Here is a 25,439-nt window from a genome sequence, read left to right on the forward strand (position 1 = left end):
AGCCACGCGTAACGCGGCGCAGCAACGCGTACCAGCCAACGTTGCCTGTCGGCTTACGCCCTACGGGCCAAGCCGACCTACACGCGCACGCCAAGCCGCCCATCTCCGCACAAATCGTAGGTCGGCTTAGCGGGGCGCAGCCGCGCGTAAGCCGACAAGCTCAGCCGCCGTCGCCTGTCCGCGTAACAAATGCGGGCTAGGTCGGCTTACGGGGCGCGCCGCGCGTAAGCCGACAAGCTCAAGCCGCCTCGACACTGATCCAGTAACGCGTGCGGCGTGCCAGCCGGATCGGCAGGGAGCGCTGCAGCAGGAGCAAAATATTGTCCGGGTCGCTCAACTGGAAGATGCCGTCCACGGGCAGGGCCGTCAGCGCGGGATCACAGCGCAGCACGCCGTAACGGTAACGTGCCACCTGCTCGAGCACCTCGCCCAGCGGCATGCGTTCGGCGATCAGCACGCCCCGCAGCCAAGCGTCCGCATACGGCGCCAGCGGCGTCAAGGCAGAAACGGCCACGTCATCGAAACTGCCCTGCCGGCCCGCATCGATCCTGCGCAAGGCGTCGCGAGCTTGCGCTGGCCGGATCTCGACGGCCCCTTGGCTGACGCTGACCTGCGTGCGCGGCGCCAGCAAGGTGCCAAGGTGGCGTACGCTGAAGTGCGTGCCCAGCGCGCGCACGGCGCCATTGCTGCTGCGCACGAGGAACGGGCGCGCCGGCACGGCTGCATCGTGCGCCGTGGCGACATGGATTTCCCCCACATGCAAGCAAACCTGCCGCGCCGCGTGGTCAAAGTGGACGTCAATGGCCGTGTCCGTATTGAGCACCAGTTGCGTGCCGTCGGGCAATGTCATGTGGCGGATCTCGCCCCTGGCCGTGCGGATCGCGGCCCGCGACGCTTGCCACGGTGCGGACTGGCTGGCCAGCCACAGGGCCGGTCCGGCCGCGATCAGCCCGGCCAGGCCGTAGAGCACGGCGCGCCGCTGCGGCGAATGCGGCGCCACGTCCGCCGTCTGGCGCAGAGCGGGCGGCACGCTGGCCAGGGTGCTGCACACCAGCTCGGCCCGCTGCCACGCCAGTTCATGTGCGGGATCGCTGGCGCGCCAGGCCTGGAACGCTTGCTGCTCGTCGGGAGTCAAGGCGCCCCCGTGCAGGCGCACCAGCCATTGCGCCGCCACCCGGGCCGCGCGGGGATCGATGGCCACGTTCACAGGATCAACAGAATGCAGCGCTCGAACGCCTGCACCATGTAGCGCTTGATGCTGCGCTCGCTCACGGCCAGGCGCAGGGCGATTTCTCCGTAGCCGAGGCCGTCGACGTGGGCCAGCAGGAAGGCGCTGCGCACGAGGGGCGGCAAGCCGTCGAGCATGGCATCGATGCGCTGCAGGGTTTCGCGCACGAGCAGCCGCTCTTCCGGCGACTGCATCAGCAATTCAGGCTGTTGCGCCAGCGTTTCCAGCCAGGCCTGCTCCAGCGACAGGCGCCGGTAATGGTCGATCAGCAGCCGCTGCGCCACGGTGGTCAGGTAGGCGCGCGGTTCGCGCAAGGTTTGCCGGTTCTCCGGCGGCGCCATCAGCAGGCGCACGAAGGTATCGTGCGCCAGGTCGGCCGCATGGTCGGCGCACTGCAGCTTGGCGCGCAGCCAGCGCATCAGCCAGCCATGATGGTGGCTGTAGATACCGGCTATCGACTCGCTGGACTGCGCAATGTTCACTGGGGCTCCGATGCGCGCAAGGCAAGGCGCGGCTAATTGATAATAATTCTCATTATCACAAATCATTGCCGCTGGCGTCAATGCCGGTGCCTGCCTATCCCAGGAAACTGTTGTTTCAGCGTGGCTGCGCTCTTCTAGCGGTCGGTATACAAGCTCTTCATCACCATGCCGCCGCGCATTTTCTTTGCGCCCGGCGCCAGCCCCGCCGGACAAGCGCCCTGGAACACGGCTGCCAGTTCCGTGCGCTGCACCTCGCTCTTGCCATTGACTTGCACGGTGGTGTCGGCGCTCAGGGTATATGCCTTGGCCAGATGGCCCTTGAAGGTGCCAGCCAGCCTGGCGTCCGGACAGCTGGACGCGAATTGGTAGCTGTCGCCCTGGCGGCTTTGCGACTCGATCTTGCATTCCTGCTCGAAGCCGGACCACAGGTCGTCGTCGATCAGGCGGTCGCGCGCGTGGTCGACGCAGATTTCCCAGGAAAATGGCGAGGTGGCAGGCGTCACCTTCCACAGCCCCGTGGCGCGCTGCAAACGCTGAACAGGCTCGGCCGCCGAAGCGAACGTGGCCGCGCACAGGGGGAAAATAGTCATCAGGAGCAAGGTGGCGCTGCGCTTCATGGGCATTCCTTTAGCTAAAAGTTTGAATATAGCAAAGAGGAATGCGCGCAGGCCACACGCTTAGCAGTACATCCCGGGCTTTGCCGCCAGCACGAAGGGAATGGCAAACGGCCCCAGAAAAGTCACCAGGATGGCACGGATCGCCGTTATTCGTAAGGAACGGCGTTTGGCGATGAAGAGGCAAGCGAAGGCCGACAGCGACCAGATCAAGGCAGGCAAGTATGCAGTCATCATGAACTCCGGAGGCGCCCTGGAAGGACAGGAGACCATGCTGACACGGAAATGTGGCGACCGCAATGGCAGATTGGGCATCTGCCTTGCGGCGCGCGGCGACGCCATACGCTTWGTGCTGGCCGATCTTCATGATTTTTAGCGCGTTCGTGCCGCCGACCTTGCCCATCGGCTCGCCCCAGGTCAGCACGACGGTGTCGCCCTTGGCCACGACTTTATGCTCCACCAGCAAGTCTTCCGCCTGCTGCAAGACCTTGTCGCGGTCCGTGCCGGACGTCAGTTCCAGGGTGCTGACGTTGCGGTACAGGGCCAGCTTGCGGCGCGTGCCCACGCTCGGGGTCAGCGCGACGATAGGAATGTCGATGTTGCAGCGGCTCATCCACAAAGCTGTGGAGCCCGATTCCGTCAGCGTGGCGATGGCCTTTACGCGCAAATGGTGGGCCGTAAACAGGGCGCCATAGGCGATCGACTGGTCGATGCGCGAGAACGTGGCGTTGAGGAAATCGGCGTCCAGCTTGCAGGTGTCCCATTTTTCAGCGTCCAGGCAGATGGCGGCCATCGCTTCCACCGTTTCGATCGGGTAACGGCCCGACGCCGTTTCCGCCGACGTCATGACGGCATCCGTACCGTCGAGCACGGCATTTGCCACGTCCGACACTTCCGCGCGGGTCGGCACGGCGTTGACGATCATCGATTCCATCATCTGCGTGGCAGTAATGGCCAGCTTGTTCGATGCGCGCGCCATCTTGATCATGCGCTTTTGCAAGGCCGGCACGGCCGCATTGCCCACTTCCACGGCCAGGTCGCCACGCGCCACCATGATGCCGTCGGACGCGTCGAGAATTTCCTGCAGCGCTGGAATGGCTTCCGCGCGCTCGATCTTGGCGATCATCATCGGTTTGTGATCCCACGCTTCGCCGGCGATATTGGCCAGCTGGCGCGCCATGACCATGTCGGTGGCGTTTTTCGGAAAGGACACGGCCACGTAATCGGCCTGGAAGCTCATCGCCGTTTTCACGTCTTCCATGTCTTTCGCCGTCAGGGCCGGCGCCGACAAGCCGCCGCCCTGGCGGTTGATGCCCTTGTTGTTCGACAACTCGCCGCCGATCTTGACGGTGGTGTGGATTTCGCTGCCGACGACCTTGTCGACCGTCAGCACGATGAGGCCGTCGTTGAGCAGCAGCACGTCGGCCGTGCGCAAGTCGCGCGGCAATTCCTTGTAGTCGAGGCCGCAGCGCTCGATGTTGCCCAGTTCACCGTTCTCGCCCCATTTCGCGTCGAGGATGAACTTGGCGCCGTTTTCCAGGAAAATCTTGCCTTCTTCAAACTTGCCGACGCGAATTTTCGGGCCTTGCAAGTCGGCCATGATGGCCACTTCGCGGCCGCACAGGGCTGCCGCTTCGCGCACCATGCGGGCGCGGTCGATATGGTCTTGCGCCTTGCCATGCGAAAAGTTCAGGCGCACGACGTCGACGCCGGCCTTGAACATGCGGACCAGGGTATCGATATCGTTCGAAGCGGGGCCGATGGTGGAAACGATCTTGGTGGCGCGTTGCTGTACTTGCATGGTCATGGTTGCTGCTTTCTAAAATAAGTTGCTACAAGGGCCAGCCTTGTGGGCCGGCCGTCCTGGTGCGCTGGATCAGCGGTACTACGTTCTTACTTGGCCGCCATCAGGGCGACCGTCGTATCGAGCATGCGGTTCGAGAAGCCCCACTCGTTGTCGTACCACGACGACACTTTCACGAGGCGGCCCGAGACCTTGGTCAGGGTCGAATCGAAATTCGACGAGGCCGGGTTATGATTGAAATCGATGGAAACGAGCGGTTCCGTCTGGTACGTCAGGATGCCCTGCAGCGCGCCTTCCGACGCCGTTTTCAGCAAGGCATTCACCTCTTCCACCGTCGTATCGCGCTTGGCGATAAAGGACAGGTCGACCAGCGAGACGTTAATCGTCGGCACACGGATGGCAAAGCCATCGAGCTTGCCATTGAGTTCCGGCAAGACGAGGCCGACGGCGGCAGCGGCGCCCGTCTTGGTGGGAATCATCGAATGCGTGGCCGAACGGGCGCGGCGCAAGTCTTCATGCATGACGTCGGACAGCACCTGGTCGTTCGTGTAGGCGTGCACGGTGGTCATCAGGCCCGATTCGATGCCGATGGCGTCGTTCAGTGGCTTTACCAGCGGCGCGAGGCAATTCGTCGTGCACGAGGCATTCGAGATGACCGTGTCCGTGGCTTTCAGCACCTGCTGGTTGACGCCGAACACGATGGTGGCGTCCACATCCTTGCCGCCCGGTGCGGAAATGATGACTTTCTTTGCCCCGCCCTTCAGGTGGGCCGACGCTTTTTCCTTGGTCGTGAAGAAACCCGTGCATTCGAGCACCACGTCGACACCGAGCTCACCCCACGGTATCAGGGCCGGGTCGCGCTGCGCGAAGACGCGGATGCGGTCGCCATTGACGAGCATATTGTCGCCGTCGATGGTCACGACGCCGGGAAACTTGCCGTGCACCGTGTCGTAGCGCGTCAAATGCGCATTCGACTTGGCGTCGCCCAGGTCGTTGATGGCGACGATTTCGATATCCTGCTGCTTGCCGCCTTCATAAAACGCGCGCAAGACGTTGCGGCCGATGCGGCCATAGCCATTGATGGCAACTTTGATGGTCATGCTGTCTCCTTGATGTTTTCTGCTGAGTTCGTAAAGCCAACCCAAGTGCAAGTACCGGGGCCGTACCCTGAGGGTACGACCCCAGCCTTACTGTGGCTCTGATTTTCAAATTAACCGCTGTTACGCAAGCCCGCCGCAATACCATTGATCGACAAATGGATTCCCGTGCGCGCCGCCGCATCCTGCTTGCCCTCGCGGAAACGTTTCAACAGCTCCACCTGCACGTGATTGAGCGGGTCGATATACGGGAAACGGTTGCGTATCGAACGCTGCATCAGCGGATTGGCTTGCTGCAGCTCTTCCTGGCCCGTGATCAGTTTCAAGGCGTCCAGGGTGGCCGCGTACTCGGCGCGGATGCGGGTAAAAATGGCGTCGCGCAAGGCCTTGTCCTTGACCAGTTCCGCATACTTGCCAGCAATGGCGATGTCGCTCTTGGCCAGCACCATATCCATGTTCGACAGCAAGGACGTGAAGAATGGCCAGTCCGTGTACATGCCGCGCAGCACGTCCGCGCCATTGGCGGGATGGGCGGCCAGGTAGGCTTGCACGGCGGAACCGAAACCGAACCAGCCCGGCAGCATCAAACGGCATTGCGCCCAGCTCAACACCCAGGGAATGGCGCGCAAGTCTTCGATGGACATGGATTTCTTGCGCGAAGCGGGACGGCTGCCGATGTTCAGTGCGGCAATTTCCGCGATCACCGTCGATTCCCAGAAATACTGCTCGAAGCCATCCGTGCCATAGACGAGGTCGCGGTAGGCGTTCAGGGCCGTACCGGACAGCTCTTCCATCGCGGCCAGATGGCCGGCACCGGCCGAAGCCTTTGGTTGCAACTGTGCCTGCGGCAGCAGGGTCGACTGGATGGTGGCGGCCACCAGCACTTCCAGGTTGCGGCGCCCCACTTCCGGGTTCGCATACTTGGCCGTGATGACTTCGCCCTGCTCCGTCAGCCGGATCTGTCCCTGCACGGCGCCTGCCGGCTGGGCCAGAATGGCTTCGTAGCTGGGTCCGCCGCCGCGGCCCACAGAACCGCCGCGGCCGTGGAACAGGCGCAGCTTGATCCGATACTCCTTGAAGACGGTTACCAGCTCGATCTCGGCCTTGTAGAGTTCCCAGCCGGACGTCAAAAAGCCGCCGTCCTTGTTGCTGTCCGAATAGCCGAGCATGACTTCCTGCTGGTCCGCGCGCGAGGCAAGCAAGCCACGGTAGAACGGCAAGCCGAACGCGCGCGCCATGATGGCGGGTCCGGCGCGCAAGTCGTCGATGGTTTCAAACAGCGGGATGATGTTGACGTCCGCTTCGCGGCTGTCCTGGCGCAGCAAGCCCACCTCTTTCAGCAGCAAGGCCACTTCCAGCAAGTCCGACACGCTGGCCGCCTTTGAGATGATGCAGTTCGGCACTGATTCCTTGCCATATTTGACGTGGGCTTCGCGCACGGCGCGGAAGATGTCGAGTTCGGACGTGGTTTCTTCCGAATACTGCGCATACGGCGACGTCAGCAGGCGTGGCGACTCCAGCTCGGCCAGCAGCAGGCTGATGCGCTGCTCTTCATCGAGGTCCAGGTAGACGAGGCCCGGCTGGGCGCCCGCGAACAGTTCGCCCACGACACGCTCGTGCACGTCGGAATTCTGACGCAAGTCGAGCGGCGCCAGCGAAAAACCAAACACCTTGATGGCGCGGCGCAGCTGGCGCAGCCGGCCACGGGCCAGCGCGCGCAAGCCATTGCTGACGAGCGAATGCTGGACCACGTCCAGGTCGGCCAGCAGTTCGGCAGCCGCGGAGTAAGGCTGCACGCCGTCGGCTTGCTTGCCCTTGCCGGAAAGCACGACGCGCGTGTTTTCCAGACGCGCATGGATGCCATGCAGGGCACGGCGGTACGGCTCGTCGACGCGGTGCGGCGAGGCATCGGCCGAGCGTTCGGCCAGCGCGCGCAGCGGCTCGCTGCAGGCGTTCAGTATTTGCGCCAGCGACAGTTGCGAAGCGAGCTTGCGCAATTCGCCGAGGTAAAAGTCGAGCACCTTGTCGGCCTGCGTTTGCAGGGTGCTGCGCAGGATGTCGGCCGTGACGAAGGGGTTGCCGTCGCGGTCGCCGCCTATCCAGCTGCCGACCTTCATGAAATTCGGTAATTCCGCATCTTCCCAGCGGGCATCGCGCTGGGCCAGCATGGTTTCCAGCGAGGAATACAGTTTCGGCAATTCGCGCAGAATCGTGTGGTCGTAGAACGACAGGCCATTGGCCACTTCATCCATGACGGACAGCTTGCTCGTGCGCAGCAAACGCGTCTGCCACAGGGTGACGATGCCGCGGCCCAGCGCTTCTTCGTTTTGCTCGGCCTCTTCCGGCGTCATCTGCACGCGGTCGCGCTCGCTCAACAGGCGGGCAATGGCCATCTGGCAATTCTGGATGCTCTTGCGCTGCACTTCCGTCGGATGCGCCGTGAAAACGGGGCTGACGAACGCATCTTCGAAAAACGTTTCCAATGCATCTGCCTTGCCCGCGTCAAACACGTTGCCGACGGCATGGCTGAGGCTACCCTGGCGTGGCGGCGAGCCGGCGATCAAGTGGGCGCGCGTGCGGCGAATGTGGTGCTGGTCTTCCGCAATATTGGCCAGCAGCGAGAAATAGCTGAAAGCGCGCGTCAATTGCGTGGTTTCTTCCTGCGACAGCGCTTGCAGCGCGTCCGACAGCTGCGCGCGCGCCGCTTCATCATTGTCGCGGCGGAAACGGATGGCCAGCTGGCGCACATGTTCGATGCGCTCGAAGGCGGGGTCGCCCAGATGGTTGCGGATGGCGTCGCCCAGCAGACGGCCCAGCTGGCGGATATCGCTGCTCAGCAGCTCGTCTTTCACTTCATTCATTTGCATGGTATGTATTTCCTGGGGCGGCCATGGCGGCACCGCACAGATTGCGTAGTTCGCGCTTCCCGGCCCGGGAAACGCCCATCGTCGAATTTGTAGTAAATTTACCTTATTGTTTCACCATCCTCTTGATTTCCATCAAAAAAAATCCTACTCAAAGGGCCAACAAGGGCTCGCGAGCTATTTACCAGGGCAACAATATGAAAATTTACTACGCATTTAAGCGAAAGGCAATCAACTTTTGTCTTTCGAGGTTGAAAAGTGACGGCGCAACACACACGGCCGGCGCTCTCCTGTATGCTGCGGTTGAAACAAGGATGTAATCCACATCTTTCACACACCTGACAAAAACGTAGCGAGCGGATGAGAGTTGGGGCCGAGAAGCGCAGCTGTGCGGATGCACAGTGAGCATCGCAGGCCGCAAATCGCGACGCGCAGTAGCTTTGTCGGGTGTTTACTCTCTACTCCCATGCGACTGACTGCCTATACCGACTACACCCTGCGCACCCTGATGTACCTGGGCGTGCACCGCGACCGCCTCGTCACCATCCAGGACATCGCCGACCTGCATGCCATCTCGAAAAATCATTTGATGAAGGTGGTGCACCAGCTCGGCCTGTCAGGCATCGTGGAAACGGTGCGCGGGCGCAATGGCGGCCTGCGCCTGGCGCGCGATCCGGCCGAGATCAATATCGGCACCGTCGTACGCGAGACGGAAAACGATTTTTTTATGGCGGAATGTTTTAACAAGGAAAACAATACCTGCCCGCTGACACCCGATTGCCTGCTGAAAGCCAAGCTGGGCCAGGCCACGGCCGCCTTCCTTGCCGTGCTCGACACGGTGACCCTGGCGTCGATACTCGAAGCGACGCCGGGCGCGCCAGCGCTCGCGACCGGCGTGATTCCCCTGCGCGTGGCAAAGTAAGCGCGCCAAAAACAACAATGCCCGGCGAACCGGGCATTGTTTCCTGCAGCGACTATCTAAAACATCAATGCGCGCTGGCGCCTGCCGCGCCGATGCCCGTCTCCGAACGCATTTGCTGCGCTTCGTAGCCGGCGCGGTCGATGCGCGCGCGCGGGCTCTTGTCGAGCACCGAGAACAGCCAGATGCCGACAAAGCCTGCCGTCATCGAGAACAGCGCCGGCGAGGCGTACGGGAACAGCGCTTCGCCATGGCCGAGCACGTCGACCCACACGGACTTCGACACCACCGTCAGCGCGACGGCCGTGGTCAAACCGAGGAAGCCGCCGATGGTGGCGCCCCGCGTCGTGCAATCCTTCCACAGCACCGACATGAACAGCACGGGGAAGTTGGCCGAGGCGGCAATGGCGAATGCCAGCGAGACCATGAAGGCGATGTTCTGCTTTTCAAAGGCGATGCCCAGCACCACGGCGATAATGCCCAGCACGATCGTCGTCACGCGCGACACTTTCAATTCGTTGGCGCCCGTGGCCTTGCCCTTCTTGATGACGGTGGCATACAGATCGTGCGACACGGCCGACGCGCCCGACAGGGTCAAGCCCGCCACGACGGCGAGGATGGTGGCGAACGCGACCGCCGACATGAAGCCGAGGAAGACGTTGCCGCCCACGGCCTTGGCCAGGTGTACGGCCGCCATGTTGTTACCGCCCAGCAGCTTGCCCGCAGCATCCTTGAACTCGGGATTGGTGCTCACCAGCACGATGGCGCCAAAGCCGATGATGAAGGTCAGGATGTAGAAATAAGCGATCCAGGTGGTGGCCCAGAACACGGATTTGCGCGCTTCCTTGGCGCTCGGCACCGTGAAGAAACGCATCAAAATGTGCGGCAGGCCGGCCGTGCCGAACATCAGCGCCATGCCGAACGAGATGGCCGAGATCGGGTCCTTGATGAAGGAACCTGGGCCCATGATGGCTTCCTTGGTGGCGTGCACGTCCACCGACTTGGCGAACAGCGCTTCCGGGCTGAAGTTGAATTGCGCCAGCACGGCAACGGCCATGAAGGTGGCGCCACCCAGCAGCATCACGGCCTTGATGATCTGCACCCAGGTGGTGGCCGTCATGCCGCCGAACAATACGTAAATCATCATCAATGTACCGACGAGGACGACGGCGATCCAGTATTCGAGGCCGAACAGCAGCTTGATCAACTGGCCCGCGCCCACCATCTGCGCGATCAGGTAGAACGCCACGACGACGAGGGTGCCGGACGCGGAAAAGATGCGGATCGGCGCCTGCTTGAAGCGGTAGGCGGCCACGTCGGCAAAGGTGAAGCGGCCCAGATTGCGCAGGCGCTCGGCCATCAAAAAGGTGATGACGGGCCAGCCGACGAGAAAGCCGATGGCGTAGATCAGGCCATCGTAGCCGTTCAGGAAGACGGCGGCGGAAATGCCGAGAAACGATGCGGCCGACATATAGTCGCCCGCGATGGCCAGGCCGTTCTGGAAGCCCGTGATGCCGCCGCCGGCCGTGTAGAAATCGGAGGCCGACTTGGTCTTCGCGGCCGCCCACTTGGTGACGAACAGGGTGAAGATGACGAAGGCGGCGAACATGATGATCGCCGTCCAGTTGGTCGGTTGCTTGACGGCCTGGCCCAGGTCGGCGCCAGCCGCGAACACGGCATTGCTGGCACCCAGCAGGGCCAGGACGCTCAGGCAGGACCATCCGCGCAGCGCATGCTTGGCGGCGCTCATGCTTGCACCCGTGCCTGGATGGCGTTGCTCAGGTCGTCGAATTGCTTGTTGGCGCGGCGCACATAGATGCCGGTGACGAGCACGGTAAACACGATGACGAACAGGCCGATCGGCATGCCCCAAGTCATCACGCCGGCGCCCGTTTTCGTGGCCAGGAATTCCTTGTTGAAGGCGATGAGCAGGATGTAGCCGTAGTACACGAGCATCATCAGGCCCGTCAGCGCCCAGCCGAAGCGGGAACGCACCTTGACCAGCTGATGATAGCTGGGGTCGCTCTTGATTTTTTGAACCAGATCGTCATGCATTGTGTTGCCTCCTGTTATGTAAAAGCGTGCTCTTTTGTGCGAGCTTGGATTCACAGTACAGCGCGAGGCTTACCCGCCCCTTACGGCAGCGTTTTTTCTCGCGGGGACAACACAAGGCAGGAAGAAAAATCAGTTCAAGGCGGCAGCCGGTCCGAAGAATTCATGGTGCGTCTGCTGTTCCGGCACGCCCAGTTCGCGCAAGTATTGCTTGACGGCCCGCATGAACGGCTGCGGTCCAAGGAAGTAGGCATCGACGTCGCGCGAGGCCGGCAGCCAGTGGCCGAGCTGCTCTTTATTCAGCAAGCCGACGGCGTCCGGTGCATCATGTTCACCGCCATGTTCCGCATAGCAGTAATAGCGCTGCAACTGCGGGTGCTGCGCGGCCAGTTCGTCGATCTGCGCGCGAAACGCATGCACGCCGTGGTTGCGCGCCGCGTGGATGAAGTGCACGGGACGCTTGCCGCGCAGGGCCGCCGTCAGCATGGCCAGGGTCGGCGTGATGCCCACGCCGCCGCTGATCAGCACCAGCGGCTTGTCGCTGTCTTTCAGCACGAAGTCGCCCGATGGCGGCGTCAGCTGTACGGTGTCGCCCGCCTGCACGTGGTCGTGGAAATGGTTCGACACCTTGCCGCCCGCTTCGCGCTTGACGCTGATGCGGTAGGTCTGGCCATTGCTGGCGGCCGACAAGGAATACTGGCGGCGCATGGGCACGCCATCGACGGTGGCCACCACGCCGATGTACTGGCCTGGCGCAAAGTCCAGCACGGGCTGGCCATCAACGGGCGCCAGCAGGAAGGACGTGATCTCGCCGCTTTCCACCGTCTTGCTGCGCACGGCAAAGTCGCGCGCGCCGCTCCAGCCGCCCGGCGCGGCCGCTTGCGCCTTGTAGATGCGCCCTTCTTCGCCGGCCAGGATGTCGGCCAGCTGGCCGTAGGCCGCGCCCCAGGCATCGATGACCGCGTCGCTGGCGACCTCTGCGCCCAGCACTTCGCGGATCGCTTGCAGCAGGCTGGCACCGACGAGCGGATAATGCTCGGCGCGGATTTGCAGGGCCACATGCTTGTTGACGATGGTGGCCACGAGGTCACCCAGCGCATCCAGTTTATCGATATGTTTGGCATACATCAGCACGCCATTGGCCAGCGCGCGCTGCTGGTCGCCGCTGTGCTGGTGCGCCTGGTTAAAGTACGGCAGCACTTCCGGATGGTCGCGGAACAGGTTCTTGTAGAAGTGGCGCGTCAGCGCTTCGCCGCCCTGCTCGAGGATGGGCACGGTGGCCGTGATGATGGCGCGTTGTTCTTGGGTCAGCATGTAAAACTCCTGTGTGGATATGGGTAAGCGGTCTCAGGCCAGCGTCTCTACGGCTGGATATAACTCATGGTCTTCGCGGCGCATGCGCTCGAACAGCGCGTGCAGGACGGTATTGGCTTCGCTGCGGAAGGCTTCCGGTTCGGCTTCCAGGCGCACGGGCGTATTCCAGCGGCCGGCGAAATCGAGGTAGGCGCCGGCGATGCCGTGCATTTCGTTCTCGTACTGGCGCCCCAGCTGGGCCACCTTGGCCACGCCGGACGCTTGGGCGGCCGGATACAGGTAGCGCTGCTCGACGGCCAGGTGCAGCTTGATCAGGCCGCTCATGGCGATGATCTGTTCGGCGATGGCCTGCGCCTGCGCGGCCACACCGCCGCGCGCCAGCTGGCGCAAATCGTCGATGGCGGCCAGGATGGCCAGGTGCTGCTGTTTGAATTTGTCGATATTCATGGCGTTTTTCTCTTGTTGAGTGCTGCCAGTGTAGCGGAATTCATTTAAACATGCAAACTACATGCATCTTTTATTTATAAAAGTATCCTGGAGGAATGCGGAGCTATATGCACCACTATGTGCGGCACAGAACACAAGCTTCCGCGATGCCTGCCTATAATTTGCTCATCACAGCGCGGGCCCGTTTGCGGCCGTGCCGCACCCTCCACTCCAGCCAAGGATGAGCATGAGAATGAAGACGGACACTGCCAAGACGGGCACGGGCCAGGCGCAGCAACTGGCCGCCATCATCAACGAACACCACACGGAACTGCTGGACGGCTGGATGGCCGGCCTGATCGCCCGCCTGGTGCGTCGCGACAAGATCGCGGAAAACGAGCTGCGCCAGCAGGCATCGCAATTCCTGCCGCTGCTGGCGGGCGCGCTGGAAAGCGGCGACTCGTTCGACATCGAAGGCGGCACCTGGGACGATACGCGCCAGCTGATCGCGGAAATATCGCAGTCGCGCGTGCGCCAGGGATATTCGCCGATCGACACAGCCAGCTTCATGTTCTCCCTCAAGGAGCCGCTGTTCGGCTACCTGCGCAAGGCGATCACTGCGCAGCCGGAGCAGCTGGGTGACGCCATCGTCAGCACCAGCAAACTGTTCGACGAGCTGGGCCTGCTGACCATCGCCATCTACCAGAAGGCCCGCGAACAGGTGATTCTGCGCCAGCAGCAGGAATTGCTGGAACTGTCCACACCCGTGGTGCAGCTGTGGCAAAACGTGCTGGCCCTGCCCCTGATCGGCACGCTCGACAGCGCGCGCACGCAGGTAGTGATGGAAAGCCTGCTGCAAAAGATTGTCGATACGGGCGCCCTGATCGCCATCATCGACATCACGGGCGTGCCGACAGTCGACACCCTGGTGGCGCAGCACCTGCTGAAGACCATCGCCGCCGCGCGCCTGATGGGCGCCGACTGCATCATCAGCGGCATCCGCCCGCAGATCGCGCAAACCATCGTGCACCTGGGCGTCAACCTGGAAGACGTGATGACCAAGGCCACCCTGGCCGACGCCTTCGTCGTGGCCCTGAAACGCACGGGTTCCAGCATCAGCTACCAGCAGCAATCACACTGAGGAGCCTATGGAAAGAATCCCCATTTTACGCATGGGCCGTCTGCTGCTGGTGACGATACAGGTGGACATGCACGACCGCCTGGCGATGACCTTGCAGGACGACCTGACCACCCGCATCGTGACGGACCGTGCCACGGGCGTGCTGATCGACATTTCCGCGCTCGACATCGTCGACTCCTTCATCGGCCGCATGATCAGCAACACGGCGGCGATGGCGAAAATCCTCGACGCGCGCACCGTCGTCGTCGGCATGCAGCCAGCCGTCGCCATCACCCTGGTGGAACTGGGGCTGACCCTGGAAGGCGTGAGCACGGCGCTCAACGTGGAGCTGGGCATCAAGATGCTGGAACGGGGCGGCGCATGCGCATGACGGGGGCGCCATGCTAGGCGCGCAGGCACAGGAGCGGACGCAGGCGGGAGGGCCGCAGACGCAGCAGATCCTGCCTTTGCACAGCGACGAAGACGTCGTGCGCTTGCGCAAGCAGGTGCGCGACAGCATGGTCGCCATGGGGTTTGGCCTGATCGAGCAAACCAAGATCATCACGGCGGCCAGCGAGCTGGCGCGCAACACCCTGCGCTACGGCGGCGGCGGCGAAGCGCGCATCGCGCGCGTCTGCGATGGCGCGCGGCAGGGACTGGAACTGCGCTTTGTCGATGCGGGACCGGGCATCGACGATATTCCCCTGGCGCTGACCGATGGCTACACCAGCGGCGGCGGACTGGGACTGGGGCTGGGTGGCGCCAAGCGCCTGGCCGACGCATTTCACATCGACACGGCGCCCGGCGCGGGCACCACCGTCACCATCGCGAAATGGAAGCTGTTTTGAACCACCAGGAACCACAGCCTGACATTCTCAGGCAAAGAAGTTTTCCCATCGGCGAACCGAGCGAGATCGCTGCGGCCCGCCGCGCCGGCAACGAACTGGCGCGCCGCATCGGCTTCGACGACGTGCGCACGGGCCAGCTGGCCATCATCATCAGCGAAGCGGCGACCAACATCGTCAAGCACGCACAGCGCGGCGAAATCCTGCTGCGCAAGGTGCTGCGAGGCGGTACCAGCGGCATTGAAATGCTGGCCATCGACAACGGCCCCGGCATGGCCAATGTGCGCCAGCACATGGCCGATGGCCATTCCACCACGGGCACCTACGGCGTGGGGCTGGGCGCGATACGCCGCCTGAGCCAGGAATTCGACCTGTACACGGCGCCCGGCAAGGGCACGGTGCTGATGGTGGTGGTCTGGGGGCAGCACGCGAGCAGCGCCATTCCCGCCCATCCGAACTGGCGCATCGGCGCCGTGTGCCTGCCGCTGGCGTCGGAGCAGGTGTGCGGCGACGCCTGGAACGTCGTCTGCGAAGGCCATGAACTGAGCCTGATGGTGGCCGATGGCCTGGGCCACGGCCCGCTGGCGGCGCGCGCCTCGGAACGCGCCAGCGCCCTGCTGGAAACCGACACGCCCGGCTTGCCGCCCCTGCCCGCCCCCTTCATCGAACTGGCCCACGGCGCCCTGCGCACGACGCGCGGCGCGGCCATGGCCGTGGCGCATATCGACAGCGCGCGCCGCGAATTGCGCTATGCGGGTGTGGGCAATATCGCCGCCTGCGCCTTCGATGCGCAGCAGCGCCGGCACCTGCTGTCGCATAACGGCATCGTCGGCAGCAACCTGCGCAAGGTGCAGGAGTTCTGCTATCCATGGCAACTTGGCGCGACCTTGATCATGCACAGCGACGGCCTGCACACGCGCTGGGACCTGGAACAGTATCCGGGCCTGGCGCAATGCCACCCCAGCCTCGTCGCCGCCGTGCTGTACCGCGATTTTGCGCGCGGGCGCGACGATGTCACGGTGGTGGTGCTGCGCGAACATGAGGAATGCCAGGCCGTCACCGCGGAAAGGAGCGAAACAACATGACGCAACGCATATTGACGGCCCATATCGGCAGCGAACTCGATGTGGTGGGTGCTCGCCAGCGGGCGCGGCAGATCGCCGCCCTGTGCGGCTTCGGCGTGCAGGACCAGGTGCGCATCGCCACGGCCGTGTCGGAACTGGCGCGCAACGTCTATAACTACGCCGGCAGCGGCAAGGTGCATTTCGCCATCGACGGCCAGACGGCGCCGCAGGTGCTCAGCATCCGCATCGAGGACCAGGGCCCCGGCATCGCGCAGCTCGACAAGATATTGGCCGGCACCTACCGCTCGCCCACGGGCATGGGCCTGGGCATCCTGGGCGCCCAGCGCCTGATGGACCGCTGCCATATCCACAGCACGCCCGGCGAAGGCACGCAGATCACGCTGCACAAACTGTTCCCGCGCGACGCGCGCCTGCTCGACGGGAGCATGATCGGCACGCTGTCCGGCAGCCTGCAGGCGCTGCCTTCGGATATCACGCTGTCCGAAGTGCAGCAGCAAAATCGCGAGCTCCTGAGTACTCTGGCCGAACTGAAGACGCGCCAGGACGACCTGCTGCAGCTGACGCGCGAACTGGAAGACACCAACCGCGGCGTGGTGGCGCTGTTCGCGGAACTCGACGAAAAAGCCGACCACCTGCGCCGCGCCGACCAGATGAAATCGCGCTTCCTGTCGAACATGAGCCATGAATTCCGCACCCCGCTCAGCTCCATCCGCGCCCTGTCCAAGCTGCTGCTCGACCGCATCGACGGCGAGCTGTCGGAAGAGCAGGAAAAGCAGGTGATGTTCATCCTGCAAAGCGCCGTCAGCCTGAGCGACCTGGTCAACGACCTGCTGGACCTCGCCAAGATCGAAGCGGGCAAGGTCGACGTGCACGCCAACAGCTTCCAGGTGGCCGACCTGTTCAGCGCCCTGCGCGGCATGCTGCGTCCGCTGCTGGTGTCCGATACCCTCACCTTGACCTTCATCGACCCCGACCCGGCGCTGCACATCCACACGGATGAAGGCAAGCTGTCGCAAATCCTGCGCAACTTCATTTCCAACGCCCTCAAATTTACCGAGGCCGGCGCCATCGTCGTCAGCGCCACGCCCTTGCCGGAGCAGGACGCCATCCGCTTTTCCGTCTCCGACACGGGCCTGGGCATCGATGCCGAAGACGTGCAGCTGATCTTCGAGGAATTCAGCCAGGTGGAAAACCACATGCAGCGCAAGGTCAAGGGCACGGGCCTGGGCCTGCCCCTGTGCCGCAACCTGGCTACACTGCTCAATGGCACGGTGTCCGTGGAAAGCACGCCGGGCCGCGGGTCGCTGTTTTCCGTCGTCCTGCCCACCAGCTACCATGCGCCCGAAGGTAGCCTGCCGCCATGCGCGCCGGCCAACGACAATGGCAACGACCAGCGCGTCGCCGTGCTGGTCGTGGAAGACAATCCGCCCGTGCGCCTGCTGTATGAAAAATTTTTGGCCGGCAGCGAATTTCGCGTCGTTCCCGCGCGCAGCGTGCGCGAGGCGCAGGAGCGCTGGGAACAGCAGCGCCCCGCCGCCGTCATCCTCGACATCCTGCTGCACGGCGAAACGGCCTGGCACTGGCTGGCCGAGCTGAAGAACGACCCGCTGCGGCGCCAGGTGCCCGTCATCGTCGCCACCGAGATCGACGACGTGCGCAAGGGCCTGGCCCTGGGCGCCGAGGCCTACTACATCAAGCCGCTGTCGCGCCAGCAATTGCTGGCGACCCTGCGCGCGCTGATCGGCAATACACATCACCGGCAGGAGCCGGCTCCGCCGCAAGGCACAACCACATGGGACAATGCGCATGCTACCGGATAACAACAGCGATGCTCTGATCCTGAACGTCGATGACAGCGATGGCGCACGCTACGCCAAATCGCGCATCCTCAAACGCGCCGGCTTCAAGGTCATCGAAGCGTCGAACGGCGGCGACGCGTTGCTGCGCGCCCGCCAGGACCGCCCCAACCTGATCCTCCTCGACGTCAAGCTGCCCGACATCAACGGCCTGGAAGTGTGCCGCCAACTGAAGGGCGGCGCCGAGACGAACACCATCCTCGTGCTGCAGACGTCCGCTTCCTGCATCGGCACGGCCGACAAGATCCGCGCCCTCGACGGCGGTGCCGACAATTACCTGGTCGAGCCGATCGAGGCCGATGAATTGATCGCCAACGTCAAGGCGCTGCTGCGCCTGGGAAGAGTCGAGCGCGCGCTGCGCGACGTGGACCGCCGCAAGGATGAATTCCTGGCCACCCTGGCGCACGAATTACGCAACCCGCTGGGTCCCATCCGCACGGCGCTGGCCCTGCTGTGCAAGCTCGACCCCGTCGTTCCGGCCGTGCAGGACAATGCGCGCCGCACCATCGGGCGGCACACCGACCATCTGGTGCGCCTGGTCGACGACCTGCTCGACGTGTCACGCATTTCGCAGGGCAAAATCTCGCTGCAATGGGAAAGCGTGAGCCTGGCCAGCGTCATCCGCAGCGCGCTGGAAACGAGCTCGCACAGCGTCGAAGCGCGCGGCCATGCGCTGGACGTGAACCTGCCCAAGGAAGAACTGTGGGTCTGCGGCGACGCCGTGCGCCTGTCGCAGATCGTCGCCAACCTGCTGCTCAACGCGGCCAAGTTCACGGCGCCGGGCGGGCGCATCGCCATTACCGCCGTACGCGAAGGCGACAACGTGCGCATCCGCCTCAGCGACAACGGCATCGGCATCGCCGCCGCCAGCATCGACAGCATCTTCGGCCTGTTCGAGCAGAGCGGCCATTCGCCCGACCGGGTGCAGGACGGCCTGGGCATCGGCCTGTCGCTGGTGCGCAACCTGGTGACCTTGCATGGCGGCCAGGTCAGCGTGCACAGCCCCGGCGTGGGACTCGGCAGCACCTTCGAAGTCATCCTGCCGCTCGACGCCAACCTGCCGCAGCCGGCCGCGCCAGCGCCGGAGGCGGCCGCCGGCGGCAGCCAGCGCATCCTCGTCGTCGACGACAACTGCGATGCGGCCGACACCCTGGCAGAATTGCTGGAAATGTACGGCCATACGGTGCGCACGGCCTACACGGGCACGCAGGCGACCGAGCGCACCCTGGAATTCAAGCCCGACATCGTCTTTCTCGACATCGGCCTGCCCGACATGAGCGGCTACGACGTGGCCGTCAAAATGCGCCAGCTGCCGATACCGCAGCAGTTCCTGCTCGTGGCGCTGACCGGCTATGGCCAGGAACACGACCGGCAGGCGGCCCTGGCGTCGGGTTTCAACGAGCACTTCGCCAAGCCCGTCGATTTCGGCAAGCTGGCCATGCTGGGATTGCATATCGCACCGTGAGCGCGGTGGCGGCTGCGTGTTGCCTGGGCGTCCGCTATAATCGGCGGCCGTCTCACCTCTGGAACCATCACATGAAAACCCGCACGCCGCTGCTGCGCATCACCGTGATACTGGGCGCCCTGCATGCCCTGCTCGGCTGGCTGCTGTTGCCTGCCCTGCCTGTCGGTCTGGCCGGCTGGCTGCTGGGCGGCGCCGTCTTGCTGGCCTCGACCATGCTCATGCCGATGACCATCTTCGCCCGCGCCGTTACCAACGATGCGCGCCTGGCCGACCGTTTGAGCTGGGTTGGCTCGCTGTGCATGGGCTTTTTTTCCTCGCTGTTCGTGCTCACCGTGCTGCGCGAACTCACCCTGCTGATTCCCGCCGCCCGACCGCACGCGCAGGCGTCCGCCGTGGCCGTCCTCGTTCTGGCCCTGCTGGCCACCGTTCTTGGCTTCATCAACGCCCGCAAGGTGGCGCGCGTGCGCGAAGTCGACGTGCCCATCGCCGGCCTGCCGGCCGCCTTGCAGGGTTTGACCATCGTGCAGCTGAGCGACATCCACGTGGGCGCCACCATCAAGCGCGCCTACGTGGAAGCCATCGTCGCGCGCGCCAACGGCCTGCAAGCGGACATCATCGCCATCACGGGCGACGTGGTCGATGGCACGGTGGCGCAGCTGGGCAGCCATACGGCGCCGCTGGGCGAGCTGCGCGCGCGCCACGGCGTCTTCCTCGTCACGGGCAACCACGAATACTATTCGGGCGCCGCGCCGTGGGTGGCGGAGTTCCGCCGCCTGGGCTTGCGCGTGCTGATGAACGAGCACACGGTGCTCGAACACGACGGTGCGCGCCTGGCCCTGGCCGGCGTCACCGATTTCAACGCGGCCAGTTTCGACCCGGCCCAGGCAAGCGACCCGCAAGCGGCCATCGCCGGCGCGCCCGCCGATATCCCCCGCATCCTGCTGGCGCACCAGCCACGCAGCGCGCCCGAGGCCGAAGCGGCCGGCTACGACCTGCAACTGTCGGGCCACACGCACGGCGGACAATTCTGGCCCTGGAATCTGTTCGTGCCGCTGCAGCAGCCGTATGTGGCGGGCCTGCACCGGCAAGGCCGCTTGTGGATTTACGTAAGCCGCGGCACCGGTTACTGGGGCCCGCCGAAACGCATCGGTGCGCCGGCGGAGATTACGCTATTGAGGCTGGTGGCGGCGTAATTCGGCTTTGCAGCAGGCATTGCGTTGGAGGTAGTCGTCAAAAAACATCGCATCACAAATCGCCACCTATGCCAAAGATGCGGAATATTCCCTGATCAGAAATCCGCCGAGGCTCCACAAACTCCAGCCCCACCATCTCACAATTTTCAAGATAAGAACTCACATACTCAACGATATTCTTCATACCAGGAAAAAGACCATGCTGGCTCACATTCCCAAGCGAAGCCTCAAAAAATCTCCGGTTGCTCGAACATGCCAGCCGAATTAACGGACCAAAGCCATCCACATAAAAATCGTAGCCCAAAAAACCTGGCATCATCGGGTGGGATACTGCCAGAATTATCAATCCATATCAGATCATCTTTTTCCCGCCCACTTTCCGACAAAGATAGAATAGTTTGGACCTCGGATAAATCACGGCATATTCCACAACTATATATCTTGTTGGCAGCGAGTCCGATTTTTCGCCGCAAGTTCACCAGTTCATAGCCAAGCCTTTTGGCAAAGAAAGCAGTATCGAGACTGCGCCACGGATCTCGATCCATTCCGCGATAAATCGCTGTGCCATGAACAGTATCAATACTTCGCAAGCAGTCCCCGTGAATTTCCCCCACATTGACTGGCGCTGAAACAATCAAATATGTAGTGGCGATATCTAACATTTTATCCTTACCTCCAAGATCAATTCCTGCAAGGAAAATTCGGCCATAAGAAAAAATCTTGCGCGTTTCCACAACTCAAAGGGCTCATCCAGGGCAGCTGCTTATTTTCATGCCAGGTTTGAAGGCAGTGCGTGAATCGGGATGGCTTACCCCGTAAGAGAAAACCATGCAGCCAAAGAAGATTATAAAGACGATATAAAACCATTTTGAACGAAAAAAACCATCTCTGACGTAATCATCAGGGACAATATCGATGCCGGCCACAGTATCACTTCTTAACGTGCGGAAGAGCTTATGCGCGCCATACAACTGAAGAAATGTGCCTGCAACCACCCAGCCCCATGAAAATTCAGGGCTTAACTTTCCGCAGCCAGTTGAAAAATGTACATCGATGAATATTGCAATCGCCAATACGGATACAAAAAATATCTTTTTGGTTTTGGACATTTTATTCACCCTTGCTCCGCCCAGCTGGCCATCCAGCGCGCGAAACGCGCCACCACGGCCGGCGGATTCAAGCGTTCCATCGCGCCTTCCACTGCTTCACTGTCGCTGACCTCGAACAGCAGCACGAATTCGTCGCGCTGCGCGCCCGCGCCAAAACAGCCTTCGGCATCGAGCTGCGCCAGCGCCGCGATGCAGGCGTCGAACACGCCGCTGCGGAAGGTGTCGAAATCGACGTCGAACGGCAAATCGCGGTGCGCCTGCAGCAGCAATCGGTAGGCGCTGTCGAAATACGCGACCCCGTCCTCAAACGCCCATTCGGCCGGATTCCACAACATCTCTTCACCATATTCCGAGGCGGCCAGCGCTTCGCGGCTGTTGGCCGCCGGGCCGATGGTCATGGCGCTGTCGTCGCTCACCAGCGCGAAAGCGTCGATATGCTGGTCCGGATGGGCACGGCGCACGGCAGCGAAAGCCAGGCGCGCAGCATTCGCTACCAGTATTTGCAGCAGCGCGAAATCGAATACGGCCGGGTCGATGAGCATGGCGCGCGCCAGGGTATAACCATCGGCTGCAGCAGCCTGGCACCGGGACGGGTAGGCGGCCTGCGCCTCGGATACGCTGGCGTACTGTGCACGCGTCTCTTCGCCCCAGGTCATGGCCGCGCCGCTGGCCGTCCACACGGTCGTGCCAAAGACACGCGCTTCCTGGAAGCGGGCTGGCTGATCGTTTTCAAAGATATAAAACAGGCTGTAGTTATCAGGCATACGAATTTTTCATTGTTTAATCGGGCCGCATCTGCGCGGCGAAATCGCGCTGGCGGAACTGCTCCAGCAAAAAATCGACGAACACGCGCGTCTTTGCGGGCAGCAGCTTCTTGCTCGGATAGTACACGGACAGAGGACCGGAATCGGCATGCCAGCCGGGCAGCAGCCGGACCAGGGCGCCGCTGCGCAAATGGGCCAGCGCATGCGGCATGGGCAGCAGCGCCACGCCAACGCCGAGAATAGCCGCCTGCGCCATCGCTTCCGGATCGTCGAAGATGGCGCGCGGACGGTATTCGGCCACGCCTTCGCCGCCCACGCCGTCGCGCAGTATCCAGCTGCGCAATCTGCCGCTGCCGGCCGAGCGGCGCGCCACGCCGTCGAATTGGGCCAGATCCGAAGGATGCACGGGCATGGTTTTGCCCCGCATGAAGGCGGGCGACGCCGTGGCGACGATGTGGGCGTGGCCCAGTTCGCGCGCCACCACGCCCGGCGTCAATTCGATGCCACCGCCGATGGCCACGTCAAAACCTTCGCCGATCAGGTCCACTTGCCTGTTGTCGAAATGGCAGTCGAGGATGACGCCAGGGTAGCGGGCGATGAAGTCGCCCAGCAGCGGCACCACGTAGCTGCGCCCGAACGATGGCGCCATGCTGATTTTCAGTATGCCGGCCGGCTGGCCGCCCTCTTCGGCCACGCCGGCGATCGCTTCGCGCAAGGTGGACAGGGCGCCGCCTATCTGCTGCAGGAAACGTTCGCCCCCTTCCGTCAAGGTCAGCCGGCGCGTGCTGCGCTGGAACAGCCGCAGCCCCAGGCTCGCTTCCAGCCGCGCCACGTTCTTGCTGACGGCGGCCGGCGTCAGCCCCAGGCGGCGCGCGGCTGCCGAAAAGCTGCCCAGCTCGGCAGACAGCACAAACGATTGCAAGTGATTGAGGGCGTCCATGCCCCTATTCTACCCGCTCATTTGATACCAATGGTTGAAAGTGATTGTAGCGATTCATGGCTAGCGCGGCAGGAATGAAAGGCAGATACTGAATTCCTCGACTCCCCACTCAGAAAGCTCATCATGCAAACCCAAGCCACCACCAGCACCTCTTTGCCACTGCAAGACAAGATCGCGTTCGTGACGGGCGGCTCGCGCGGCATCGGCGCCGCCATCGTGCGCCGCCTTGCCAGCCAGGGCGCCAACGTCGTCTTCACCTATCAAAGTTCCGCCGCCGAAGCGCAGGCGCTGGCCGCCAAGGTGGAAGCGGCCGGCGGCAAGGCCTTGGGCGTGCAGGCCGATGCGGCCAACGCCACCGCCCTGACGGCCGCCATAGCCAAGGTGGCGGCGCAGTTTGGCCGTGTCGACATCCTCGTCAACAATGCGGGCGTCTTCCTGCCCGGCGCCATCGACGACTTTTCACTGGAAGACTTCGACAAGACCTTGAACGTCAACGTGCGCGCCGTGTTCGTCGCCATCAAGGCGGCCGTGGCGCACATGCCGACGGGCGGGCGCATCATCAACATCGGCAGCACGAATGCGCACCGCATGCCGTTCGGCGGCGCGGCCGCCTACGCCATGAGCAAATCGGCGCTGAGCGGCCTGACGCAAGGCCTGTCGCGCGACCTGGGCCCGCGCGGCATCACCATCAACAACGTGGAACCAGGTCCTGTCGCCACGGACATGAATCCGCCGACGGGCGACTTTGCCGACCTGATGCACGGCCTGATGGCCCTGCCCCGCCACGGCACGGCCGATGAAATCGCCGGCATGGTCGCTTACCTGGCCAGCGCGGAAGCGGCGTTCGTCACGGGCGCCGGGCTGAAGATCGACGGCGGTTTTGCCGCCTGATCGAGTCCGAACATCAGCGAACGGTGCGCCGCCACGCCAGCCATGGCGCCATCGGCCACCGCGAACGCCACGCTGCCCGCCATGCGGCCCGCGTCGCCGCAGCAAAAGACGCCAGGCACGCTGCTGGACTTTTGCTCGTCGGTGCGCACGAACGGTCCCATGGGCCCCTCTTCCAGCAAGCAGCCCAACTCACTGGCCAGGGAACTGGCCAGGCGGGTGCGGGTCGCCACGAACAGGCCGGCCATCGCATGGCAACTGCCGTCAGCCGTGACCACGTCGGCCACGCCGTCGATCCGTGCCACGGGCGTGCGCACCAAGCTTACGCCGCGCGCCTCCAGTTGCGCCAGCTGCGCCGCATCGGGCTCGAACGCGGCATTCAGGAAAAAAGTGACCGTGCCCCAGTCGGGCAGCATCAAGGCATGGTGCATGGACAAGGGGCCGGTGGCCAGCACGCCGATGGCGCCCTGCTCCAGTTCATAGCCGTGGCAGTACGGGCAGTGAAAGACGCTGCCGCCCCAGCGCTCGGCCAGTCCATCGACGGGCGGCAGTTCATCGATCACGCCGGTGGCCAGCACGAGGCGGCGGCCGTGTACGACATGGCCGTCCGCCAGGGTCACGCCGAAGCCATCGCCATCGCTGCTGGCCGCCGCCTGCACGGCCATGCCGTCCAGCCAGGTGACGGTGGCATACGCCATCAACTGGGCCTTGCCTTCGGCCGCGATGGCGGCCGTGCCGCTGCCGTCCTGGGTCAGGAAACCGTGGGAATGGCTGGCGTAGCGGTTGCGGCGCTGGCCGCCGTCGATCACCAGCACGCGGCGGCGGGCGCGCGCCAGTTGCGTGGCGGCGGACAGGCCCGCGTAGCTGCCGCCGACGATGATGGCATCGAACGGAATGCCAGGCGATTCAGGAATGTGCATGCGGTGCTCCTTTGTGTGTGGCGTATTGTTGGCTGAAACGGTTGGCCAGGTCGGCCAGGGTGACGGCGCCAAGGCGCCGGATCAGCAGCGCCTCGGCTTCGTCGAAGGCGCCGGCCAGCGACTGATTGACCACCTGCTCGACCAGGCAGCCCGGCTGGTCGACGCGGTTACCCATGGCGAAGATGGTGGGCGACCCCACGGCCACGTAGATGTCTTGCAGGGTCACCTGGTGCAGGTCGCAGACGATGCGCCAGCCGCCGCCATGGCCCTTGTCCGACGCCACGTAGCCGCGCTCGCGCAAGCCGGCCATCACGCGCCGCACCAGCACGGGGTTGGTGTCCAGGTAAGCGGAGAGTTCCTCGGAGGTCATCGGGCGTCCCGCATGGGCCATGTGCAGCAGCACATGGAGGATCGATGATAGTTTGCTGTCGCGTCTCATGTAACTAATGATAGT

24 protein-coding genes and 1 pseudogene are annotated in these 25,439 nt (G+C 63.5%); 9 read left to right on the forward strand and 16 right to left on the reverse strand.

Annotated elements, in window-relative coordinates; genetic code table 11:
* Positions 1 to 238: 238 nt before the first annotated feature.
* From AC4BCN_RS16940 to ppc, 6 genes and pseudogenes are all read right to left on the reverse strand, one after another.
* Positions 239 to 1,201, reverse strand: coding sequence for a FecR domain-containing protein (locus tag AC4BCN_RS16940; RefSeq protein ID WP_490491319.1), 963 nt, complete (start codon positions 1,199 to 1,201; stop codon positions 239 to 241).
* Positions 1,202 to 1,203: 2 nt separating this feature from the next.
* Positions 1,204 to 1,710 carry a sigma-70 family RNA polymerase sigma factor gene (locus AC4BCN_RS16945; protein ID WP_490491320.1) on the reverse strand — a complete coding sequence of 169 codons (507 nt, stop codon included), beginning with the start codon at positions 1,708 to 1,710 and terminating at the stop codon, positions 1,204 to 1,206.
* A gap of 134 nt (positions 1,711 to 1,844) precedes the next feature.
* Complete coding sequence (locus AC4BCN_RS16950) at positions 1,845 to 2,327, reverse strand: DUF3617 domain-containing protein (RefSeq protein ID WP_490491321.1); 483 nt, start codon at positions 2,325 to 2,327, stop codon at positions 1,845 to 1,847.
* A gap of 346 nt (positions 2,328 to 2,673) precedes the next feature.
* Positions 2,674 to 4,131, reverse strand: a pseudogene (gene pyk, locus AC4BCN_RS16955) (pyruvate kinase); the annotation flags it as partial.
* Between the two features lie 86 nt (positions 4,132 to 4,217).
* Complete coding sequence (gap, locus tag AC4BCN_RS16960; protein ID WP_490491322.1) at positions 4,218 to 5,228, reverse strand: type I glyceraldehyde-3-phosphate dehydrogenase; 1,011 nt, start codon at positions 5,226 to 5,228, stop codon at positions 4,218 to 4,220.
* Positions 5,229 to 5,338: 110 nt separating this feature from the next.
* Positions 5,339 to 8,092 (reverse strand): phosphoenolpyruvate carboxylase, encoded by a 2,754-nt coding sequence (gene ppc, locus AC4BCN_RS16965; protein WP_490491323.1) that lies wholly within the window; start codon positions 8,090 to 8,092, stop codon positions 5,339 to 5,341.
* Positions 8,093 to 8,555: 463 nt separating this feature from the next.
* Here ppc and AC4BCN_RS16970 point away from each other — a divergent pair, with 463 nt between their 5' ends.
* On the forward strand, positions 8,556 to 9,011 hold the full coding sequence (locus tag AC4BCN_RS16970) for an RrF2 family transcriptional regulator (RefSeq protein ID WP_490491324.1): 456 nt from the start codon (positions 8,556 to 8,558) through the stop codon (positions 9,009 to 9,011).
* 64 nt (positions 9,012 to 9,075) lie between these two features.
* On the opposite strand, the gene AC4BCN_RS16975 is transcribed toward AC4BCN_RS16970, so the two are convergent.
* The 4 genes from AC4BCN_RS16975 to AC4BCN_RS16990 all read right to left on the reverse strand — a co-directional run bounded on the left by AC4BCN_RS16975 (position 9,076) and on the right by AC4BCN_RS16990 (position 12,821).
* On the reverse strand, positions 9,076 to 10,758 hold the full coding sequence (locus AC4BCN_RS16975; protein ID WP_490491325.1) for a cation acetate symporter: 1,683 nt from the start codon (positions 10,756 to 10,758) through the stop codon (positions 9,076 to 9,078).
* Positions 10,755 to 11,063: a DUF485 domain-containing protein gene (locus AC4BCN_RS16980; protein WP_034755744.1), complete on the reverse strand. Its 309-nt coding sequence runs from the start codon at positions 11,061 to 11,063 to the stop codon at positions 10,755 to 10,757. The genes AC4BCN_RS16975 and AC4BCN_RS16980 overlap by 4 nt, the downstream gene beginning before the upstream one ends.
* Before the next feature lie 129 nt (positions 11,064 to 11,192).
* On the reverse strand, positions 11,193 to 12,374 hold the full coding sequence (gene hmpA / locus AC4BCN_RS16985) for an NO-inducible flavohemoprotein (protein ID WP_490491326.1): 1,182 nt from the start codon (positions 12,372 to 12,374) through the stop codon (positions 11,193 to 11,195).
* Between the two features lie 33 nt (positions 12,375 to 12,407).
* Positions 12,408 to 12,821 (reverse strand): hemerythrin domain-containing protein, encoded by a 414-nt coding sequence (locus AC4BCN_RS16990; RefSeq protein ID WP_490491327.1) that lies wholly within the window; start codon positions 12,819 to 12,821, stop codon positions 12,408 to 12,410.
* A gap of 232 nt (positions 12,822 to 13,053) precedes the next feature.
* On the opposite strand from AC4BCN_RS16990, the gene AC4BCN_RS16995 reads away from it, so the two are divergent.
* From AC4BCN_RS16995 to AC4BCN_RS17025, 7 genes are all read left to right on the forward strand, one after another.
* A complete protein-coding gene (locus tag AC4BCN_RS16995; RefSeq protein ID WP_490491328.1) occupies positions 13,054 to 13,941 on the forward strand; it encodes an STAS domain-containing protein in 888 nt (295 codons plus the stop codon).
* A gap of 7 nt (positions 13,942 to 13,948) precedes the next feature.
* A complete protein-coding gene (locus AC4BCN_RS17000) occupies positions 13,949 to 14,311 on the forward strand; it encodes an STAS domain-containing protein (protein WP_034755734.1) in 363 nt (120 codons plus the stop codon).
* A 10-nt stretch (positions 14,312 to 14,321) separates the two neighbouring features.
* Positions 14,322 to 14,768: an ATP-binding protein gene (locus AC4BCN_RS17005; RefSeq protein ID WP_051991706.1), complete on the forward strand. Its 447-nt coding sequence runs from the start codon at positions 14,322 to 14,324 to the stop codon at positions 14,766 to 14,768.
* On the forward strand, positions 14,765 to 15,850 hold the full coding sequence (locus tag AC4BCN_RS17010; RefSeq protein ID WP_490491329.1) for an ATP-binding SpoIIE family protein phosphatase: 1,086 nt from the start codon (positions 14,765 to 14,767) through the stop codon (positions 15,848 to 15,850). Before AC4BCN_RS17005 ends, AC4BCN_RS17010 begins: the two co-directional genes overlap by 4 nt.
* Complete coding sequence (locus AC4BCN_RS17015; RefSeq protein WP_490491330.1) at positions 15,847 to 17,670, forward strand: ATP-binding protein; 1,824 nt, start codon at positions 15,847 to 15,849, stop codon at positions 17,668 to 17,670. Before AC4BCN_RS17010 ends, AC4BCN_RS17015 begins: the two co-directional genes overlap by 4 nt.
* On the forward strand, positions 17,657 to 19,171 hold the full coding sequence (locus AC4BCN_RS17020; RefSeq protein WP_128143063.1) for an ATP-binding response regulator: 1,515 nt from the start codon (positions 17,657 to 17,659) through the stop codon (positions 19,169 to 19,171). The genes AC4BCN_RS17015 and AC4BCN_RS17020 overlap by 14 nt, the downstream gene beginning before the upstream one ends.
* Positions 19,172 to 19,242: 71 nt before the next feature.
* The gene (locus tag AC4BCN_RS17025) at positions 19,243 to 20,364 is read left to right on the forward strand and encodes a metallophosphoesterase (protein WP_490491331.1); all 1,122 of its coding nucleotides are present in this window, start codon (positions 19,243 to 19,245) and stop codon (positions 20,362 to 20,364) included.
* A 227-nt stretch (positions 20,365 to 20,591) separates the two neighbouring features.
* Here AC4BCN_RS17025 and AC4BCN_RS17030 read toward each other — a convergent pair whose 3' ends face one another.
* From AC4BCN_RS17030 to AC4BCN_RS17045, 4 genes are read right to left on the reverse strand one after another with little or no spacing between them, the layout of a single operon-like run.
* On the reverse strand, positions 20,592 to 21,098 hold the full coding sequence (locus AC4BCN_RS17030; RefSeq protein WP_338678858.1) for a hypothetical protein: 507 nt from the start codon (positions 21,096 to 21,098) through the stop codon (positions 20,592 to 20,594).
* 12 nt (positions 21,099 to 21,110) lie between these two features.
* Positions 21,111 to 21,473, reverse strand: a complete 363-nt coding sequence (locus AC4BCN_RS17035; protein WP_338678859.1) for a hypothetical protein — start codon at positions 21,471 to 21,473, stop codon at positions 21,111 to 21,113.
* 5 nt (positions 21,474 to 21,478) lie between these two features.
* A complete protein-coding gene (locus AC4BCN_RS17040; RefSeq protein ID WP_490491332.1) occupies positions 21,479 to 22,237 on the reverse strand; it encodes a DUF4303 domain-containing protein in 759 nt (252 codons plus the stop codon).
* 16 nt (positions 22,238 to 22,253) lie between these two features.
* Complete coding sequence (locus tag AC4BCN_RS17045) at positions 22,254 to 23,177, reverse strand: LysR family transcriptional regulator (RefSeq protein ID WP_490491333.1); 924 nt, start codon at positions 23,175 to 23,177, stop codon at positions 22,254 to 22,256.
* A 123-nt stretch (positions 23,178 to 23,300) separates the two neighbouring features.
* Between AC4BCN_RS17045 and AC4BCN_RS17050 the strand changes: the two genes are divergently transcribed.
* Positions 23,301 to 24,068, forward strand: coding sequence for an SDR family oxidoreductase (locus tag AC4BCN_RS17050; protein WP_485877223.1), 768 nt, complete (start codon positions 23,301 to 23,303; stop codon positions 24,066 to 24,068).
* Here the strand turns inward: AC4BCN_RS17050 and AC4BCN_RS17055 are convergent.
* Both AC4BCN_RS17055 and AC4BCN_RS17060 read right to left on the reverse strand, forming a co-directional pair.
* Complete coding sequence (locus AC4BCN_RS17055; RefSeq protein WP_490491334.1) at positions 23,996 to 24,985, reverse strand: NAD(P)/FAD-dependent oxidoreductase; 990 nt, start codon at positions 24,983 to 24,985, stop codon at positions 23,996 to 23,998. The two genes, AC4BCN_RS17050 and AC4BCN_RS17055, sit on opposite strands and share 73 nt — an antisense overlap.
* Entirely contained in the window at positions 24,972 to 25,424 is a 453-nt protein-coding gene (locus AC4BCN_RS17060; RefSeq protein WP_456149943.1) for an RrF2 family transcriptional regulator, read from the reverse strand. Before AC4BCN_RS17060 ends, AC4BCN_RS17055 begins: the two co-directional genes overlap by 14 nt.
* Positions 25,425 to 25,439: the final 15 nt, after the last annotated feature.

Source organism: Janthinobacterium sp. Bl 1 (genome assembly GCF_058215535.1).

Coding starts and splice junctions, on each gene's coding strand:
- AC4BCN_RS17005 (WP_051991706.1), top strand. CDS start 14,322: ATGCTAGGCGCGCAGGCACAGGAGCGGACGCAGGCGGGAGGGCCGCAG.
- AC4BCN_RS17000 (WP_034755734.1), top strand. CDS start 13,949: ATGGAAAGAATCCCCATTTTACGCATGGGCCGTCTGCTGCTGGTGACG.
- AC4BCN_RS16975 (WP_490491325.1), bottom strand. CDS start 10,758: ATGAGCGCCGCCAAGCATGCGCTGCGCGGATGGTCCTGCCTGAGCGTC.
- AC4BCN_RS17015 (WP_490491330.1), top strand. CDS start 15,847: ATGACGCAACGCATATTGACGGCCCATATCGGCAGCGAACTCGATGTG.
- hmpA (WP_490491326.1), bottom strand. CDS start 12,374: ATGCTGACCCAAGAACAACGCGCCATCATCACGGCCACCGTGCCCATC.
- AC4BCN_RS17040 (WP_490491332.1), bottom strand. CDS start 22,237: ATGCCTGATAACTACAGCCTGTTTTATATCTTTGAAAACGATCAGCCA.
- AC4BCN_RS17060 (WP_456149943.1), bottom strand. CDS start 25,424: ATGAGACGCGACAGCAAACTATCATCGATCCTCCATGTGCTGCTGCAC.
- AC4BCN_RS16970 (WP_490491324.1), top strand. CDS start 8,556: ATGCGACTGACTGCCTATACCGACTACACCCTGCGCACCCTGATGTAC.
- gap (WP_490491322.1), bottom strand. CDS start 5,228: ATGACCATCAAAGTTGCCATCAATGGCTATGGCCGCATCGGCCGCAAC.
- AC4BCN_RS16995 (WP_490491328.1), top strand. CDS start 13,054: ATGAAGACGGACACTGCCAAGACGGGCACGGGCCAGGCGCAGCAACTG.
- AC4BCN_RS17020 (WP_128143063.1), top strand. CDS start 17,657: ATGCTACCGGATAACAACAGCGATGCTCTGATCCTGAACGTCGATGAC.
- AC4BCN_RS17025 (WP_490491331.1), top strand. CDS start 19,243: ATGAAAACCCGCACGCCGCTGCTGCGCATCACCGTGATACTGGGCGCC.
- ppc (WP_490491323.1), bottom strand. CDS start 8,092: ATGCAAATGAATGAAGTGAAAGACGAGCTGCTGAGCAGCGATATCCGC.
- AC4BCN_RS17055 (WP_490491334.1), bottom strand. CDS start 24,985: ATGCACATTCCTGAATCGCCTGGCATTCCGTTCGATGCCATCATCGTC.
- AC4BCN_RS17035 (WP_338678859.1), bottom strand. CDS start 21,473: ATGTCCAAAACCAAAAAGATATTTTTTGTATCCGTATTGGCGATTGCA.
- AC4BCN_RS16980 (WP_034755744.1), bottom strand. CDS start 11,063: ATGCATGACGATCTGGTTCAAAAAATCAAGAGCGACCCCAGCTATCAT.
- AC4BCN_RS17050 (WP_485877223.1), top strand. CDS start 23,301: ATGCAAACCCAAGCCACCACCAGCACCTCTTTGCCACTGCAAGACAAG.
- AC4BCN_RS16950 (WP_490491321.1), bottom strand. CDS start 2,327: ATGAAGCGCAGCGCCACCTTGCTCCTGATGACTATTTTCCCCCTGTGC.
- AC4BCN_RS17045 (WP_490491333.1), bottom strand. CDS start 23,177: ATGGACGCCCTCAATCACTTGCAATCGTTTGTGCTGTCTGCCGAGCTG.
- AC4BCN_RS16990 (WP_490491327.1), bottom strand. CDS start 12,821: ATGAATATCGACAAATTCAAACAGCAGCACCTGGCCATCCTGGCCGCC.